The following is an 18,620-nucleotide window of genomic DNA, read 5'->3' on the forward strand; positions in this document are numbered from 1 at the left end:
GGTACAGCAGCCTGTGTCGATACACGAGCCTGGCTTTCTGTTTCGGACTTACAGCCGACCAGAAAGACGGCGGCGCTCAGGATCAGGAAGAGGCGGACCATTTTGTGGGATCTCCTGCCGGTTTCACCCAGACTAGCAGGATCAACCCGAGAAGAAAGAGACCGATCAGCGGGCTCACTCCAAAGCGCTGACTTCCGCTTATGTCAGAGGCCAGCGCGATCAGCGCCGGCGCAAGGAAAGTGGTCGCCTTGCCTGAAAGAGCATAAAGGCCGAAGGCCTCTGTCATTCGCTCGGGGTTGGATTGCAGCACCACCATGGTCCGGCTTGCCGATTGCAAGGCGCCTCCGGCCGCGCCAATCAAACCGCCTGCCACATAAAACAGGATGTCGGGAAGCGCCGATCCCGGTTCAAGAACCACACCGAAAATAGCCTCGCGCGAAATGCCAACCACCAGAATCGCAGTGAACAGCAGGGTCACAATGCAGGTCACGATCACCGGTTTGGGGCCAAGCGCACGGTCCGCCTTGCCACCGATCCACGCGAACAACGCTCCGGTCAGTGCCGCCACAATCCCAAAGATACCGACCTCCATGATCGACCACTCAAGAACGCCAAGCGCGTAGATACCGCCAAAGGTATACATGCCGTTGAGCGCATCGCGGTAGAACATCGACCCACCCAGATAGGCCAGAAGGCTGGGATGGTTGGGTAGATTCACGATGGTTTTCCACAAGTCACAAAGCGCCGCGCCCACCTTGTGCGGTGTGTGGTTCGGGTCCGGGCGTTCGCGGACCCACAGGAAAAACGGGATCATGAAGACCGCGTACCAAAGCGCGGTCAACGGCCCGACAACGCGCGTGTCCGCCTTGGTGGCGGGGTCGAGCCCCAGCGCAGGTGTCAGCCCGACCATCGTCTTGCCATTTACGCCCGCCTGGAACAACACAAGCATGATCGCCAACGCTACAACACCCCCGACATAGCCCCAGGCCCAGCCTGTCCCGGAAATCTCGCCGATCTGCTCCTTGCTGCCCAAGGACGGCAACATGGCGTTGGTGAAGATCGTGGCAAACTCCATCCCGATGAGACCAATGCCAAAGAAAATCAGCGTCATCGTGATATCGAAGTTGCCCGGCTCTGTGTACCACAGCATGTAAGCGCCCAGAACGTACATGATGGAAAACAACCAGACCCAGCGCATCCTCTTGCCCGTACTGTCGGCAAACGCCCCGAGAATGGGGGCCATCACGGCAATGAAAACGCCGGAAATTGTCAGCCCATAGCCCCAATAGGCCTGCGCCTGCGCCTTGGCCGCATCGGATTCAACCCCCTGTCCCATGAGCGACTCAGTCACGACCGATGCAAAATAGGGGCCGAAGATGAAAGTCAGAACCAGTGTATTGTAAGGCTGGCTGGCCCAGTCAAAAAACCACCAGCCCCAAATACGCTTGCGCGCCGAAACGTCTGTCATCCCCATCCCTCTGGTATTTTTAACCATTTAGACAAGCGCGGCGGAACAATAGCAAGTTAATCCTGCATCGGCGGCCAGAGACGCTCGGCCTCGGCGTCAATCCATCGGCGCACCCATTCGGGCGCGTCGGGCGAAGCTTCATCGCGCCCCATTGCCTCGAGGACCCGCGCCGGCGCCACGATCCCGTTCTTGTCCGTGACAGCCGCGCGATAAAGCGCGTGGTTGGCGCATTCGCCATCCTGTTTCCACATGGATTGCTCAATATAGATAAAACGCTTGCCCCAGCAGAGCGCGCGACTGCGGATTTCGACCTTTTCAAAGGTCCGAATTCGGCGGCGATACCGTACCGTGACCCCCGCCATGGTGAGACCCCACCCGGTTTTCCGCAGCACCCCGATAAGGCCGATCCGCTGCGCCATCGGAATACGCCCCAGATCATATAGCGTCAGCGTCCGCCCGTTATTCAATTCGGCCCACATGTCGATATCCCATGGCCAGCACCGATGGGTCGAAACATGCGTCCCGGTCAGCGGCAATGGCGCCGCCCTGCGGTTTTTGATCAGTTCCTTGACCATTCGGACATAGGGGTACATCGCGTTCTCCTTTGCGTTCGTTCTTTGCCCGCTTTCCGCAAAGGTCAACCACAACCTTGCGGCAGACTTGTGCTTTTGCCTGCAGGTGCTTAACTGTGGCGCAACGAACGGAAGGAATACCCTCATGATGGCGATCTACGGCCCCTTGCGGCTGATCCTCGACGTGGCCTTTTTCATCATGCTGGCCCATATCATCATGAGTTGGCTGATCAGCTTTCAGGTCTTGAACCTGCACCAGCCGATCGTTGCGCAGATTTGGACCGGACTGAACCGCCTTCTTGAACCGATCTATACGCCGATCCGACGCATCCTTCCCGATACGCGCCCGCTGGACCTTGCGCCGCTTGTGGCGTTCATCATCATCATTTCGCTGCGCGACTATATCCTGCCCGCCATACTGTTCTGAGCCTCTTCGGGGCTTGTTCAGCGAATCCGGTTATGGGATTGTCAGCTCTAACGAGCAGACAAACCAACAAACACGGGTTATTTCATGTGCGCCGCTGCCACGGTTCTGCGTGACGTCTTCGGGTTCGACAGTTTTCGACCCGGCCAGCAGGAAATCATCGACGCCGTAACGCGCGGCGACAACGTGTTGGCGATCATGCCAACCGGCGGTGGCAAATCGCTTTGTTTCCAACTTCCGGCCTTGATGCGGGACGGCGTGACGGTTGTGATTTCACCCCTGATTGCCCTGATGCGTGACCAGGTACGCGCCCTAAGGGAAGCCGGGGTCGAGGCCGGCGCGCTGACTTCCGGTAATACAGAAGATGAAACCGCCGACGTCTGGAATGCGCTGGAAGCCGGGCGGCTCAAACTGCTCTATATCGCGCCCGAACGGTTGGCCTCGGGGGCTGCGCTTGGCATGTTGCGCCGGATCGGCGTTGGGTTGATCGCGGTGGACGAGGCCCACTGCGTCAGTCAGTGGGGTCATGACTTCCGCCCCGATTACCTGCGGATCGGCGAGTTGCGACGCGCGCTCGACGTTCCACTGGCTGCATTCACGGCGACGGCGGACGCCGAAACCCGCGAAGAAATCATAGCACGGCTCTTCGATGGGAAAACGCCGGAATCCTTCCTGCACGGGTTCGACCGTCCCAACATTCACTTGGCTTTTGCGGCCAAGGACAATCCTCGGCGCCAGATCCTGCAATTCGCCGCCGCCCGCAAAGGGCAGTCCGGTATCGTCTATTGTGGCACCCGCGCGAAAACAGAATCCCTTGCAGCGGCCTTGCGCCAAGAAGGGCACCTATCGCTGCATTATCATGGCGGCATGGACCCCGACGAGCGCCGCGAGACCGAGGCCCGGTTTCAGCGCGAAGACGGGCTGATCGTCGTTGCAACCGTGGCCTTTGGCATGGGGATCGACAAGCCCGATATCAGGTGGGTCGCTCACGCGGATTTGCCCAAATCGATCGAAGCATATTACCAGGAAATCGGGCGCGCAGGACGCGATGGGGCACCCGCCGAAACCCTGACCCTGTTTGGGCCGGATGACATCCGACTGCGTCGCTCACAAATTGATGAAGGGCTCGCGCCGCCCGAACGGCGCGCCGCCGATCACGCGCGACTCAACGCCCTTCTCGGTTTGGCCGAAGCCCTTAAGTGTCGCCGTGCAACCCTGCTGACCTATTTCGGGGAAACCGAGGTCGAATGTGGCAAATGCGATCTGTGCGACAACCCGGCAGATGTGTTTGACGGCACCGAGGCGGTGCGCAAGGCGCTTTCCGCCATATTACGCACCGGGGAGTGGTTCGGTTCGGGGCATCTGATCGATATCCTTTTGGGCAACTATACAGACAAGGTGCGCCAGCGTGGCCATGATGCTTTGCCGACATTTGGCGTAGGGCGCGAGTTCGACAAACGTCAGTGGCAGGCCGTGTTCCGGCAGATGATGGGCCATGACCTGATCCGCCCCGATCCTGAACGCCATGGGGCGCTGCGCATGACCGATACCGCTCTGCCAGTCCTACGTGGCGAAGACAGTGTTTCCCTGCGCCGTGACACGATCAAGACAGCAGCACGTCGCCCCGCTGCCAAGATGCTGGTGAACGAAGAAGACGCGCCGTTGCTCTCGGCGCTCAAGGCCAAACGGCGGGCGCTGGCCGAGGCCGCAAAGGTGCCGGCCTATGTGATCTTCAACGACCGGACATTGATCGAAATGGCCGAGAAACGCCCCGCGTCTCTGGATGACATGGCCCATGTCAACGGGGTTGGCGCCAAGAAACTGGCCAATTACGGCGACGCCTTCCTCGCCGTGATCAACGGGGAAGCCGCCGAGATGCACCCTAGCCGCCGCAAGATAGCAGGTCGCAACGAAGCCACGCTCTACGATCGTCTGCTCGAAGCACAGGCCGCATTGGTGCGTGGTCCGGACGGGATCGACAAACCGATGACCTGTTCCGCGTCACTCCTGGCAAAAGTTGCCAACACCAAACCTCGCGACGAAGACGACATGGCGCGATTGTTGGGTGAAAAACGTGCCGCGCGATTTGCATCGGCCTTTCTGGACGTCCTGACCGAAGCGAGCTAGGTCTTGGGCGCAACACAACTGGAGGTGCGAATGCTGATCGTGGTTTCCCCGGCAAAACGGCTGAACTGGGATCCTGTTGAAGGAGAGACAACCCGTCCTGCGTTTCAAGAAGACGCGATGCGTCTGGCCAAGACTGCGCGTAATCTCACGTTGGGTGATCTACAGAAACTGATGGACCTAAGCCCCGATCTGGCGCGGTTGAACCGCGATCGGTTCAAGGTTTTCGAAGCCGACCCCGACGCATTCACGACACGACCGGCGGTTCATGCATTCGCGGGCGACACGTATATCGGCCTTGAGGCCAGCAGCCTCGACGCGGAAGAAATGTCCTGGGCACAGGAACATTTACGCATTTTGTCGGGCCTCTATGGGGTGTTGCGCCCGATGGACGCCATTCAGCCTTATCGCCTGGAGATGGGCAGCCGGTTGAAGACCCGGCGCGGCAAAAACCTTTATGACTACTGGCGCGACGCGCCTGCTAAGGCCCTGCGTCAACAGGCAGACGCACTTGGCACGGACACATTGGTCAACTGCGCCAGCCAGGAGTATTTCGGCGCAGTTGATCCAAAAGCCTTGGGCCTGCGCATCATTACCCCCGTTTTCATGGAAGAGCGTAACGGAACCGCCAAGATCGTGTCCTTCTTCGCCAAGAAGGCCCGCGGTTCGATGGCACGCTATGTAATCCAGCGCCGCTTGACCGATCCCGAGGGTCTCAAGGATTTCGACCTTGGCGGCTACGCTTATCAGCCCGAAATGTCAGAAGGCGATCGTTTGGTATTCCTGCGCGACTACCCCGAAGCCTGAGCCATCGTGTCGATTGGAGAGTCAGCGACGGCCACGTCTTCGACAAACGGGTCGATCACATCGTCAGGCCGGTACCGCGTAATCATTTCGAAAATCGCAGCCTTGCGCAGCGGCTTTGTCAGGTAATGGTCCAGTCCGGCCGACAGAATGCCCTCCTTGTCACCATCGACCGCATGCGCGGTCAGCGCCACGATCGGTGTGTGCTTGTCAGTGGCACCTTCCATTTCGCGTATGTGGCGGGTCGCCTCCTTGCCATCCATTTTCGGCATCGAGATGTCCATGAACACGATGTCTGGAGAAAACGATTGATAAAGGGCAACAGCTTCTTCCCCATTTGTGGCGAATTCGATCTCCATTTCCAGCGATTTCATTAGCTTACTGAACACCAGCCGGTTCGTTTTATTGTCCTCGGCCGCCAACAACCGCATTGGGCGCAACAGGTTCGGCGAGGCCGGGGGCTCGGACGGCTTGTCCACCAATTGTTGCGGCTGAACGGCCTGCGCGATCCGTGCGAACAAGTCTCCGCGAGAAACCGGTTTGTTCAAACTTCCCTGCACCAGCATCATACGCTCATCACCTGCAATTGACGCAAGATCAGATCCCAGCACGATAATCGGAACATCCAATGCGCGCGCGCGCAAGGATTCTGCAATCTCAAGCGCGACCATTTCCGGCAGGTCCTGATCGATCAGCACCAGATCGACCTGTTCGGCAAGCTGCAACGCCTTGTCACCAGCGGCACAAAGCGACACCCGCGCGCCCATCTGTTCCAGCTGCCGCTTGAGCAACTGGCCATTGATCTCGGCTTCGTCCGCGATCAGCACATGGCGGATACTGCTGGGCAAGGGCGTCGGCAAGCCATCGCAATTCTCGTCCACCGGCAGGGTCAACCGCAGCCCGAAATTCGATCCCTCGCCCTCAACGGAATCCACCCAGATTTCGCCCGACATAAGGGCGATAAGCCGCCGGGTGATCGCCAACCCCAACCCGGTCCCTTCAAAGGCGCGATTGCGTGCCTCATCGACCTGGTTGAATTCCCCGAAAATATGATCGATCTTGTCCGACGGAATGCCAATCCCTGTGTCCTGCACGGTAATATGCAACTCGGCTTCGCCGCCTTTGTTGCGCACTACGCCAACGACCCGCACCATGACGTGCCCGTGCGATGTAAACTTGACGGCATTGCCAATCAGGTTCGTCAGAACCTGGCGCATCCGGCCCGGATCGCCCACGAAAATTGTCGGCAGGAAAAGGTCGTAGTCCACGATGAGGTCGACACCCTTCTGCCGTGCCGACAATTGCAATAGCGTCATGACCTCGTGGATGCACCGCTCAAGATCAAAGGGTTCCGGTCGCAGGTCGAGTTTGTCGGCCTCGATCTTCGAATAATCCAGCACATCATTAATGATCACCAGCAACGCCTCGCCAGAATTCTTGATCGTGGACACAAAAAGCCGCTGCTCTTCACTTAGCGACGTGTCCATCAACAGGTCCGCCATGCCGACAACACCGTTCATGGGGGTGCGTATTTCGTGGCTCATGTTGGCAAGAAAGGCCGATTTGGCCCGGCTGGCGGCTTCGGCTTTTTGCTGCTCGCGCTTGAGCTTGGCTTCGTAGCGCACCGTATCGGTGATATTCAGGGCAAGGCTGACGATGTCGCCGCCATGCCCGCGTTGGTCGATCAGCTTGATGTATTCCCCATTCCACAGGCGCAGCACGATCGGTTCCGGGGTCGGCTGGTGCCAGCGTTCCTGCATCATCTGACGCCACTCAGACGCGGGCGTATCCCCAATATTGAAAATGCCTTCATCCGTGATGGCTTGCAAAATCTCGGAATAGGTGATGCCAGGGCGGACGCCTTCCAGACCGTCAAAAACAGAAAGATAGGACGGGTTCGCCGCGATCATCCGGCTTTCCACGTCAAAAAAGGCAAACCCGTCACGGATCGACGCGATCGACAGCCAAAGCCGCCGCTCGGCAATTTCGATTTTTTCGTTCGCGACCTGAAGGTCGGATTTTACCTTCTTGTTCTCGTTGATGACGTTGGCGACCTCTGCCCGGGTTTCCACGATTTCATTGGAAAGTTCGGCCGCGTGCTTTCCAAGTTTGCGATTGGCGGCGAACAGTTCCGCCTGCTTCAATTCCAGCAAACGCTCTGCCGCCAGGCGAGCCCTGCGTTCATCCGCAAGTTTTTTTGTTAGCGACATGTGCCCTTCCCCGGAATCGCATATTTGATTCTCCGCAGCATCCGCAATGCGGGTGAACATCCGCTTAAACTTGGGCAAAGCATTTGAATCGTTGCGTGATCGGGAAACCGCGTGGCACGATAGCCTCATTCGACAAGGGAGATATTCATGCGTTGGTTCATTGCGGCACTGACAAGCCTGTTCATCGTTCAAACTGCGCACGCACAGCAGAGCTTTGTACCCGACCGGCGCGTGGTGGTCAGCCGCGATGTCGATTTTTACGGATCGGATCTAGAGAACCTGTTCGACACGACCTATGACGCCTGCGTTAAAGCCTGTCTGTCCGATACGCGATGCGTTGCTTTCACATTCAATTCCCGCTCGAACGCCTGTTTCCCCAAAAGCGCCATCAGTGACAGGCAGCCCTATGAAGGGGCCATTTCGGCAACAGTTTACGATGCCGAAGCCAGTCTCAAATCGCGCGCCGAAATCCGCGCAAAAGAGCTCGGGTTCCTCAGTTCCTCTAACCTGGCGCAGGCCGCCGACCTTGCGCTGAACATTGGTCGCATTCATGCAGCCGGTCCTTGGGACGTTCAGGAGATGGTGCAAACGGCACGGACACGGGAACAGGAAGGCAATACCGAAAGCGCCATGCGCTGGATGGGCGGCGCGGTCAGTAAATCCGATGCGGCTGACCTGTGGATGGATTACGCGCGCCTGAACAACGTTGCCAATGGCGCGAACAGCTCGACGACCCGCAAGTACCGCGCGCGCGCCCTGTCGGCGTCAATCAACGCATATCTGCGCGCATCCTCCGATCCATCGCGCGTGAGTATCCTGGTCCAGATGGCGACGCTTCTCGAAGAACGCAAACGCGGGCAAGCCATGCTACGCGCGCTGCGTCTGGCCGAGTCGATCCAGCCGCGCGGCGACGTGGTGAGCCTGTTGGAGAGCGCCATCGGAAAGTACGGGTTCCGCATCATCGAACACAGCGTCGAAAGTGACCCGGAAGACCCGCGCACTTGTGCCGAGTTCAACGAACCGCTGGCCAAATCGGGGGTCGATTACGCCGATTACGTCAAGCGCCCGGATCAGAGGATCGCGGTTCAGGCCAGCGACCGCAAAATCTGCCTGAGCGGTGTCGAACATGGACAACGTTACACCTTCACTTTCCGCGCGGGGCTTCCTGCGGAAAGCGGCGAGGCGTTGATTAAGGATATCGACCTTTCGGTCTATGTGCGCGACCGCAGCCCACGCGTGGCCTTTCCGGGGCGCGCTTATGTCTTGCTCCGAAGTGCAGACGCCGGTTTGCCGATTGAAACTGTGAATCTGGACAAGGTGGATCTTACTTTACAACGGGTCAGTGACCGCAACCTGTTGCGCGCCATTCAGGACAGCTATTTCGGCAAACCGCTTTCCTATTGGCAGATCGAGGATTTCAGCCGCGATGTCGCTGAAACCGTCTGGACCGGAACCGGGGTGGTTCAGAACACCCTGAACCAGACGATGACAACACGCCTGCCCGTGGGCGAGGCCATCGCGGACCTGCCGCCGGGTGTTTACGCGCTAACGGCCGATCTGCTCGGCGCGGACACCTATGACGAGACCTCAAGCACACAATGGTTCGTGCTGTCCGATCTGGGCGTCACCACGCTCAGCGGAACGGATGGGCTGCATGTCTTTGTGCGCGGACTTGCACGGGCCGAGGCGCGCAGCGGTGCTCGCGTGACCCTCTTGTCCCGCGCCAACCGGGTCTTGGGCAACGTCACGACCGATGAAAACGGTTATGCGCGGTTCGAGGCCGGTCTGACGCGCGGTACGAACGGGGCCGCGCCGGCCTTGGTGTTGCTGGAAGACGGTGACGACATGTCGTTCCTGTCGCTGACCGATCCCGCTTTCGACCTCTCCGACCGCGGTGTCGAAGGCCGCCCGCCCGCACCCCCTGTCGATGTATTTGTCGCGACCGACCGTGGCGCTTATCGGGCCGGTGAAACGATCCATGCTACCGCGCTCGTTCGTGGCGATGTGGCCGAGGCCCTGCCCGGATTACCTCTGACCGCAATCCTCACGCGCCCGGATGGCGTGGAGTATGCGCGCCACGTATCAACGCAAGACTCCGCAGGTGGGCATGTCTTTGCCATGCCGACCGGGTCAACTGTCCCGCGCGGCTCTTGGAAAATCGCGTTCAAATCCGATCTCGACGCGGCCCCTTTGGCAACGACAAAGGTGCTGGTCGAAGACTTCTTGCCCGAACGGATCGACTTTGAACTGACCTTGCCCGATGCACCGCTGGACATGGAAGACCCGGCCCCCCTATCGGTTGAAGCACGCTACCTGTTTGGTGCGCCCGGCGCGGGGCTGGCGATTGAGGGCAATCTGACCTTGGGCGCGCGCGACGAGGTGGAGGGGTTCAAGGGCTACCACTTTGGGCGCTATGACGAACGCTTTGACCGGCGCACCGAGTATTTTGGTGGGGACGAAACCGGCGCGGACGGGAAGGCCGAAGTGTTCCTGCCCTTCCCAACCGTCGATGCCAACGGCCGCCCGCTCAGGGCTGATATTACCGTGCGCGTCATGGAAGGCTCGGGACGACCAGTTGAGCGAAAGATTTCGCATGCCGTGGCCCCCACCGGCCCCATGATCGGAATTAAGCCCGCGTTTGAAGATAATATCGTGGCCGAAGGCACCGAGGCCGGTTTCAGGATTGTCGCTCTGGGCGCTGACCTGTCACAACAGCCGATGAAACTGCGTTGGAGCGTAAATCGAGTGCGCACCACCTACCAGTGGTATCAACTCTATGGCAGCTGGGAGTGGGAACCGACCACAACGCGTACCCGCGTGGCGGGCGGCGAGGTGGCCATGACCGGGCAGCCGATCGACGTCAGCGCGCCGGTCGAATGGGGCCGCTATGAAATCGTGGTTGAGCAGCTCGATGGCGATTTCGCAGTAAGTTCCACCGACTTCTATGCGGGCTGGTATGCACCTGCAGACGCTTCGGACACACCAGATACGCTTGAACTTTCACTCGACAAGCCGGGGTATCGTAGCGGAGAAACAGCGACCTTGCGCGTGGTGCCCCGCTTTGCCGGGACGGCGCTTGTGACCGTCATGTCCAACCGTCTGATCGCAATGAAGGCCGTCGAAGTGCGCGAAGGGGAAAACCTGATCCCGCTGGATGTCACCGATGAATGGGGGGCCGGGGCCTATGTGACGGCGTCGGTGATCCGCCCCGCCGACGCCCCTGCCGGGCAGAACCCGGCGCGCGCGCTGGGCCTGAGCTATGCCAAGATCGACCCCGGCGCAAAACAGCTTGCGGTCACGCTTGAGGCGCCGGAGAAAACCGCACCCAACGGCGCATTGGATGTCGGCATCAGCGTCGAGGGCATCCGCCCTGGGGAAACAGCCTATGTCACGCTGGCGGCGGTTGATCTTGGTATCCTGAACCTGACCGGCTTTCAAAGCCCGAACCCGTCGGGGCACTATTTTGGCCAGCGTCGGCTGGGCATGGAAGTGCGCGACATCTATGGCCGCCTGATTGATGGCATGAACGGCAACATGGGCGCCTTGCGATCCGGGGGGGATGCCACTTCGGGCACTCAATTCGACTCGCCACCGCCAACCGAGGAACTTATTGCCTATTTCGAAGGCCCGGTTGAAGTCGGTGCCGATGGGACGGCAATGGTTTCGTTCGACCTGCCAGAATTCAACGGAACTGTACGCCTGATGGCGATCGCCTGGAGTCCGAGTGCAGTCGGTCAGGCCGAAGTGGACGTGCTCGTGCGCAACCCGGTCGTTGTGACCGCCAGCTTGCCGCGTTTCCTTGCCCCCGGAGATACCAGCCGGCTTTTGCTCGAAATCGTACATGCCGAGGGTCCAACAGGGCGCATGGGTCTGGATGTGGTTGCCGAAGGTATTGCTCTGGATGCAGCAAGCATTCCTTCGGGTATCTCTGTTGTCGAACAGGCAACAGAGCGCCTGAGCATCCCGGTCACGGCGCTGGACGTTGGCGATCACAACATTCGCGTTGCATTGACCACGCCGGACGGCAAGCAGTTGGTCAAATCTCTTGTCATGCCCGTCCGGGCCAATGACCCCGAGATCAGCAGCACTCAGAGAATTGAGTTGGCGGCGGGCGACACGTTGACCGTGGATGCCAACCTGTTCGCCAACCTGCGACCTGGCACCGGCTCTGCCGTGATCTCTTCGGGGGCGCTGGCGCGGTTCGACGCGCCGGGGCTGTTGCAGGCATTGGACCGCTATCCGTATGGCTGCACGGAACAGGTCACCTCGCGTGCCCTGCCCCTGCTCTACTTCGACACGGTGACGAGCGCGCTGGGTCTGGCAAGCCGCGACAAGGTGCAGGAACGGATCGACCAGTCGGTCGAGCGCGTTCTGACCCGTCAGGCAAGTAACGGCGCCTTTGGGCTTTGGCGGGCCGAAAGCGGGGATTTCTGGCTAGATGCCTATGTCAGCGATTTCCTCTCGCGGGCGCGTGGCAAGGGGTACAACGTGCCCGACCTGGCGTTCCGTCAGGCAATGGACAACCTGCGCAACCGTATCAACTATGCGCCCGATTTCGATGAAGGCGGGGAAGACATTGCCTATGCATTGCTGGTTCTGGCACGTGAGGGTGCGGCCGCGATGGGAGATCTGCGCTACTATGCGGATGTAAAATCCGAGGCCTTTGCAACACCGCTGGCGGCAGCCCAGCTTGGTGCAGCGCTTGCCTATTATGGCGATCAGACGCGGGCCGATCACATGTTTCGGCAGGCGGCGCGGCAGGTGGAACAGCTCTGGTCCGAAACCCCGTCACAGCTATGGCGGGCCGACTATGGCACGCGCCTGCGTGATGCAGCCGGGGTACTGACACTGGCCGTGGAATCCGGTAGCACCGCATTTGATCGTGGCCAACTTGCCAGCCGCGTGTCGGCACCGGGACGGACGCTGTCGACGCAGGAATCAGTCTGGTCCCTGATGGCGGCACATGCGCTGATCGACGACGACAGCCTGAACAACCTGAGCCTCAACGGCGCGCCGATTGATGGCCCCCTGTTGCGGGCGCTGGAACAGGATATGCTCTCTAACCCGATGCAAATCCGAAACGATGGCAACACGAGCACGGACATCACCCTGACCACGCTCGGTGTGCCGAGCTATCCGGTGGAAAAAGGAGGCTATGGCTACACGCTTGACCGTCAGTACTTCGCAATGGACGGCACTCCGATGGACCCGAGCAATGTAAGGTCGGGGGATCGCTTTGTCGTGGTGCTCACGGTCGATCCGTTTGAAAAGGGCGGTGCGCGATTGATGGTCAACGACCCGTTGCCGGCCGGGTTTGAAATCGACAATCCAAACCTTCTGGCGAGCGGCGACGTGCGGGAACTCGACTGGCTTGATCCGGCCTATGCCGACCACAGCGAGTTCCGCTCGGATCGCTTCCTCGCGGCGGTTGACTGGCGCTCAGACAATGCCTTTCAGCTGGCCTATGTCGTGCGCGCCGTGTCGCCCGGCACGTACCATCACCCGGCGGCCTCGGTCGAGGACATGTACCGGCCCCAGTACCGCGCCCGCACCGCAGCCGGCCAGTTGATCGTTCAGGAGTGATGCGCCGGGCCCTGCCCTTTCTTCTCATCAGCCTGCTTCTTTTGGGGGCGGGCCTTCGGGATGGGTTTGACCAGTGGGTACATGAAACCGACCTGCCTCCGCTTCTCGCGGACACTTCTGTCGAGGTGCGGGACCGACATGGCGAACTGCTGCGCGCCTATACGGTTGATGGCGGTATCTGGCGCCTGGGCGCGCGCCCGGAACAGGTAGACCAAACCTATCTGCGGATGCTGATCACCTATGAAGACAAACGGTTCTTTCAGCATTCAGGCGTCGACCCGCGCGCGGCGTTGCGGGCGGCGTGGCAGGGTCTGATTAGTGGGCGTATCGTGTCCGGCGGCTCCACGCTGACCATGCAGGTCGCGCGCCTGATGGAGGACTCCGGTACAGGTAGATGGCCGGGGAAACTGCGCCAGATTCGTGTGGCACTCGCGTTGGAACAGAGACTATCCAAGGATGACATCCTTGCCCTTTATCTCACGCATGCGCCTTTTGGCGGGAATATCGAGGGCATTCGGGCGGCTTCATTGGCTTGGTTCAACAAGGAACCTTCGCGCCTCACGCCTGCGCAGGCCGCGCTTTTGGTTGCCTTGCCACAAAACCCCAACGCAAGGCGCCCCGATCGACACAGCCGCGCCGCACAGAGCGCGCGGACTCGGGTTCTGGAGCGCGCGACTCGCGCCGGTGTGCTTTCTCAGGGAGATCTTCAAGCGGCTCAGAGCGAACCTATTCCTGCTTCGCGACACGATTTTCCGACAGTTGCGGCCCATCTTTCTGACCGTGCTACGCAAACTCAAAGCGACGCGCGGATTCATCACCTCAGCATAGCCAAACCCCTGCAGCTGTCTCTTGAAACCCTTGCAAAGAATGCGCTTCTTGGCCTGGGAGAACGCCTTTCGATTGCGATGGTGGTGGCCGACCACGAGACGGGCGAAATTCTCGCATCGGTCGGATCGGCCCGCTATGGGCAGAACGATCATCGACAGGGTTTCGTGGACATGACCCGCGCGCGCCGGTCGCCCGGATCAACGCTCAAGCCGCTGGTTTATGGATTGGCGTTCGACCAGGGTTTGATCCATCCCGAGACCATGATCAACGACCGCCCTGTTCGATTTGGCAAATACGCGCCACAGAACTTCGACGGGACTTTTCGGGGAGAGTTGAAGATTTCAGAAGCTCTGCGATATTCGCTGAATATTCCTGTCATCTTGCTCATGGATGAACTCGGTCCCGCCAACCTGATGGCCGCGATGCGCAAAGCCGGATTGGATCCGCAACTTCCGGGAGCAAAGCCAGGATTGGCGATGGCGCTTGGGGGGGTCGGCGTGTCATTGGAAGAGTTGGTGCAGCTGTTCGCGATGCAGGCCAACGGCGGCATCACGCGGGAACTGACTTGGCGTTTGGGTCAAAAACCCCCTTCCGGTCAGAGGGTTATGAGCCGGTCAGCGGCCTGGCATCTTGGGCATATCCTGTCGGGCATCGCGCCGCCCACCGGAGCCCAGCACAACCGGCTCGCCTACAAAACCGGCACAAGCTATGGTCACCGGGATACCTGGGCGATCGGGTATGACGGGCGGCATGTGGCCGGGGTTTGGATCGGACGCCCCGACGGCACACCCGTTCCCGGCGCCTTCGGCGCCAAGGTGGCCGCACCGGTGCTGTTTGATATGTTCCAAAGGCTGAAACCGACGCTGGAGCCGCTGGGGCCTCCGCCGCCTGAAACCATCCTGCTTGGAAACGCACAACTCCCTGAACCTTTACGGAAATTTCGGAGTCGCAAAGCGGTGTTCTCGGCAGCGGAGGACGCCGTGAAGCTGGCCTTTCCGCCCAATGGCGCGCGTTTGTCAAAAACCGGAGCAGGGCTGACGATCAAGGTCAAGAACGGGCAGAAACCGTTTTCGGTGCTGGCCAATGGGGCGCCCCTGGCGACGGGTGTGCGGCGGCGCGATATCCAGCTTCCATTGTCGGAAAGCGGGGCCTCGACCATCACTGTGATTGATGCGCTGGGGCGGTCCGACCGGGTGGAAATCTGGATGGAATAGTCCCGAAATCACCGCGTCGGTAAAACGTCGGTATCGTGTCGGTATTACGTCGGTACCAAGGGTGCCCGGACGCCTGCCACGCCCCTTCGCAGCGAAACACTTTCAGGTTTCAAGGGTGCGAACGGGATAGAAAAAGGCCCGGCGCATTGTGCGCCGGGCCATGTTATCAGATGCGCTCGATCGCAAGCGCGATGCCCTGACCGCCGCCGATGCACATGGTGATCAGCGCCTTGGAGCCGCCGATACGCTCGAGTTCATACATCGCCTTGACGGTGATGATCGCGCCGGTGGCGCCAACCGGGTGGCCCAGCGCAATGGCGCCGCCGTTCGGGTTGACCTTGGCGGTGTCGAGGCCGAGGCCCTTGTTCACGGCAATGGCCTGCGCAGCGAAGGCTTCGTTGGACTCGATCACGTCGAAATCGGCAATCGACAGGCCGGTGCGCGCCATCAGGTTCTCAACCGCCGGGATCGGGCCGATGCCCATCACTTCGGGGCGGACACCTGCCAGCGCATAGCCCAGCACGCGGAATTTCGGCGTCAGGCCCGCCTTTTCGGCCGCGTCGGCACGAGCAAGAACAACAGCGGCTGCGCCGTCATTGATGCCCGAAGCGTTACCTGCGGTCACACGACCGTCCTTGCGGAAGACCGGGCGCAGCTTGGCCAGCGACTCCATGGTCGATGCCTTGGGGTGCTCGTCGGTGACGAAATCGACCATGTCGCGCTTGACCTTGACCGGAACCGGCACGATCTGGTCCTTGAAATAGCCAGCCTCGATGGCGGCCAGCGCACGTTCCTGGCTGGTCACGGCAAAGGCGTCCATGTCTTCGCGGGTGACATCGTGTTCATCCGCGACGTTTTCGGCGGTCACACCCATATGACCGGTGCCGAACGGGCAGGTCAGCGCGCCGAGCATCATGTCGAGCGTCTTGACGTCGCCCATCTTGGCGCCAAAGCGCTGCGAGGGGACAATATAGGGGGCGCGGCTCATGCTTTCGGCACCGCCTGCCAGAGCGAAATCGGCATCGCCCAGCATCAGCGATTGCGTGGCAGAGGCGATCGCCTGTGCGCCCGAACCGCAAAGACGGTTCACGTTCATCGCCGGGGTCGTGTTGGTCACACCGGCTTCGATTGCTGCCGCGCGCGACAGGTAGGCGTCACGGGGATCGGTGTTGATGACGTGGCCGAACACGACATTTCCGATCTGGCCCGGCTCGACACCGGCGCGCTGCATGGCTGCTTCCGAGGCGATCTTGGCCAGTTCAATGGGGGTGGTGTTGGCAAGCGCGCCGCCAAAAGTGCCAATGGCGGTGCGTGCGCCGCCCAAAATTACGATATCCGACATATGGATGTCCTTTGTGGTGATAGTTACTCTCAAGCACGCGTACCCTACTGATTTGGTCCGTAGCTGTTAAGGCGCGAATGGTCGCTGCGACGCAGCGTGCATTGACAGCGACGCCGCGTCATGGGCAGGAAGGAAGAATGTCCAACGATTCCCATATCCTCGGCCTGTTGCCGAGCCGTCTGAAAGAGGCCCGGCGCCAACAGGGATTGTCGCTTGATGCGGTCGCCAAACTGTCGGGCGTGTCCCGTTCAATGGTGAGCCAGATCGAAAGGGGCGAATCGAGTCCGACCATCGCGACGCTGTGGAACCTGACCAAGGCTTTGCAGGTGGATTTCGCCGGGCTGCTGGAGGAAAGCACAACGGCGGACAGGATAGAAGTGCTGCGGGACGGACAGGTGCCGACGATCGAGAATCGCGGCGAAGGTTGCTCGATACGCATCCTGTCGCCCCCCGAGGATGCCGGGAAGCACGAGATCTATGACATCCATTTTGCCCCTGACGGTGAGTTGGACAGCAAGCCCCACACGCGCGGTGCCCGTGAACAGTTGAGCGTGATCGACGGCTGCGTGGACATCACGTCGGGTGAGGCGACGCAACGGCTTGGTGCCGGGGATACGGCCCGCTACGCCGCAGACGTGACGCATTGCATCCGCGCGGTCGGCGGCCCTGCGCGCGTATTCCTGGTGGTACGGGACGCCTAAGTTCCCCTCTACTTTTTTGCACTCATGTCTAGCGGGCGATGCGTTGCGTCGCCTGAATCCGTTATTTTGGATTTTTTCCTAAATAGTGAAATTCTTCTATTTCGGAGGCGCATCCGCTATGATAGATTACCTTCCAGAATCATGGAGGAACCAATGTCCGAAGCATTCCTGACCCACATCCGCGAAACGCTGAACACCATTGAGGCCGAGGGGCTCATGAAGCGTGAACGCATGATCACCTCGCCCCAAGGTGGCGAGATCATGGTGGGGGAACGCGAGGTCATCAATTTGTGTGCCAACAACTATCTCGGGCTGGCCGATCACCCGGCGCTCATCAAGGCGGCGCAGGACGCGATGGAGCCGCGCGGTTTCGGAATGGCATCGGTGCGATTCATTTGTGGAACGCAAGATATCCACCGAGAGTTGGAGCAAAAGCTGGCGGCGTTCCTGAACAAGGATGACGCCATTCTTTTCGCTGCCTGTTTCGATGCCAATGGGGGCCTGTTCGAACCGCTGCTGGGCCCCGAGGATGCCATCATTTCCGATAGTCTCAACCACGCGTCGATCATTGACGGTGTGCGGCTGTGCAAGGCGCAGCGCTATCGCTACATGAACAACGATATGGCGGATTTGGAGGCCACGCTCAAACACGCCCGAGACGAAGGTGCGCGGCATGTGATGATTGCCACGGATGGTGTTTTCTCGATGGATGGCTACCTTGCCAACCTGCCCGAAATCACGCGGCTGGCGCGGGAATACGAGGCGCTGGTGATGGTGGATGACTGTCACGCGACCGGGTTCATGGGGCCGAACGGGGCGGGTACGCCGGATCATTTCGGGGTGGATGTGGACATCCTCACGGGGACGCTGGGCAAAGCACTTGGGGGGGCCATCGGCGGTTATATCGCGGGGCCGCAGCCAGTGATTGATCTCTTGCGGCAGCGCGCGCGGCCCTATCTGTTTTCCAACTCGCTGCCGCCCAGCATCGTGGCCGCCGGGATCGAGGCGATCCGACTGGTCGAAGAAGGCGCCGACATGCGCGCCCGGTTGTTTGAAAACGCCGCCTATTGGCGTGCGGGTCTTGAAAAGCTGGGATTTGACATTCTGCCGGGCGAGCACCCGATCATTCCCGTGATGCTGGGCGAGGCGCAGTTGGCGCAGGACATGGCCGCACGTCTGTTCGACGAAGGCGTCTATGTGAGCGGGTTCTTTTTCCCGGTGGTGCCGCGCGGTCAGGCGCGCATTCGCACGCAGATGAACGCGGCTTTGACACGCGAAGAACTTGATCGGGCGCTGGCCGCCTTTGGCAAGGTCGGGCGCGCGCTGGGGGTGATCCAATGAACAGGCCTA

General features: G+C 60.3%; 11 protein-coding genes. 7 read left to right on the forward strand and 4 right to left on the reverse strand.

The window, feature by feature from the left end:
• Positions 1–82 precede the first annotated feature (82 nt).
• Both ACS3QZ_RS13735 and ACS3QZ_RS13740 read right to left on the reverse strand, forming a co-directional pair.
• On the reverse strand, positions 83–1,468 hold the full coding sequence (locus tag ACS3QZ_RS13735; RefSeq protein WP_456038350.1) for an MFS transporter: 1,386 nt from the start codon (positions 1,466–1,468) through the stop codon (positions 83–85).
• 56 nt (positions 1,469–1,524) lie between these two features.
• The gene (locus tag ACS3QZ_RS13740) at positions 1,525–2,061 is read right to left on the reverse strand and encodes an acyl-CoA thioesterase (protein WP_456038351.1); all 537 of its coding nucleotides are present in this window, start codon (positions 2,059–2,061) and stop codon (positions 1,525–1,527) included.
• Between the two features lie 124 nt (positions 2,062–2,185).
• Between ACS3QZ_RS13740 and ACS3QZ_RS13745 the strand changes: the two genes are divergently transcribed.
• The 3 genes from ACS3QZ_RS13745 to yaaA all read left to right on the forward strand — a co-directional run bounded on the left by ACS3QZ_RS13745 (position 2,186) and on the right by yaaA (position 5,395).
• Positions 2,186–2,467: a YggT family protein gene (locus ACS3QZ_RS13745; protein WP_456038352.1), complete on the forward strand. Its 282-nt coding sequence runs from the start codon at positions 2,186–2,188 to the stop codon at positions 2,465–2,467.
• An 84-nt stretch (positions 2,468–2,551) separates the two neighbouring features.
• The gene (gene recQ / locus ACS3QZ_RS13750; RefSeq protein WP_456038353.1) at positions 2,552–4,591 is read left to right on the forward strand and encodes a DNA helicase RecQ; all 2,040 of its coding nucleotides are present in this window, start codon (positions 2,552–2,554) and stop codon (positions 4,589–4,591) included.
• 30 nt (positions 4,592–4,621) lie between these two features.
• Positions 4,622–5,395: a peroxide stress protein YaaA gene (gene yaaA, locus ACS3QZ_RS13755; protein WP_456038354.1), complete on the forward strand. Its 774-nt coding sequence runs from the start codon at positions 4,622–4,624 to the stop codon at positions 5,393–5,395.
• Here yaaA and ACS3QZ_RS13760 read toward each other — a convergent pair.
• Complete coding sequence (locus ACS3QZ_RS13760; protein WP_456038355.1) at positions 5,380–7,602, reverse strand: response regulator; 2,223 nt, start codon at positions 7,600–7,602, stop codon at positions 5,380–5,382. The genes yaaA and ACS3QZ_RS13760 overlap by 16 nt on opposite strands.
• A 147-nt stretch (positions 7,603–7,749) precedes the next feature.
• Between ACS3QZ_RS13760 and ACS3QZ_RS13765 the strand changes: the two genes are divergently transcribed.
• Entirely contained in the window at positions 7,750–13,185 is a 5,436-nt protein-coding gene (locus ACS3QZ_RS13765; protein WP_456038356.1) for an alpha-2-macroglobulin family protein, read from the forward strand.
• Positions 13,182–15,227, forward strand: a complete 2,046-nt coding sequence (gene pbpC, locus ACS3QZ_RS13770) for a penicillin-binding protein 1C (protein ID WP_503457500.1) — start codon at positions 13,182–13,184, stop codon at positions 15,225–15,227. Before ACS3QZ_RS13765 ends, pbpC begins: the two co-directional genes overlap by 4 nt.
• A 166-nt stretch (positions 15,228–15,393) precedes the next feature.
• Here the strand turns inward: pbpC and ACS3QZ_RS13775 are convergent, their stop codons facing one another.
• A complete protein-coding gene (locus tag ACS3QZ_RS13775; protein WP_093091983.1) occupies positions 15,394–16,569 on the reverse strand; it encodes an acetyl-CoA C-acyltransferase family protein in 1,176 nt (391 codons plus the stop codon).
• A gap of 137 nt (positions 16,570–16,706) precedes the next feature.
• Here ACS3QZ_RS13775 and ACS3QZ_RS13780 point away from each other — a divergent pair, with 137 nt between their 5' ends.
• Together ACS3QZ_RS13780 and ACS3QZ_RS13785 are read left to right on the forward strand one after the other, a co-directional pair.
• Complete coding sequence (locus ACS3QZ_RS13780) at positions 16,707–17,270, forward strand: helix-turn-helix domain-containing protein (RefSeq protein ID WP_456038358.1); 564 nt, start codon at positions 16,707–16,709, stop codon at positions 17,268–17,270.
• Positions 17,271–17,423: 153 nt separating this feature from the next.
• Complete coding sequence (locus ACS3QZ_RS13785) at positions 17,424–18,611, forward strand: glycine C-acetyltransferase (protein ID WP_456038359.1); 1,188 nt, start codon at positions 17,424–17,426, stop codon at positions 18,609–18,611.
• Positions 18,612–18,620 lie beyond the last annotated feature (9 nt).

The sequence above is a fragment of the Shimia sp. W99 genome, from assembly GCF_053851455.3.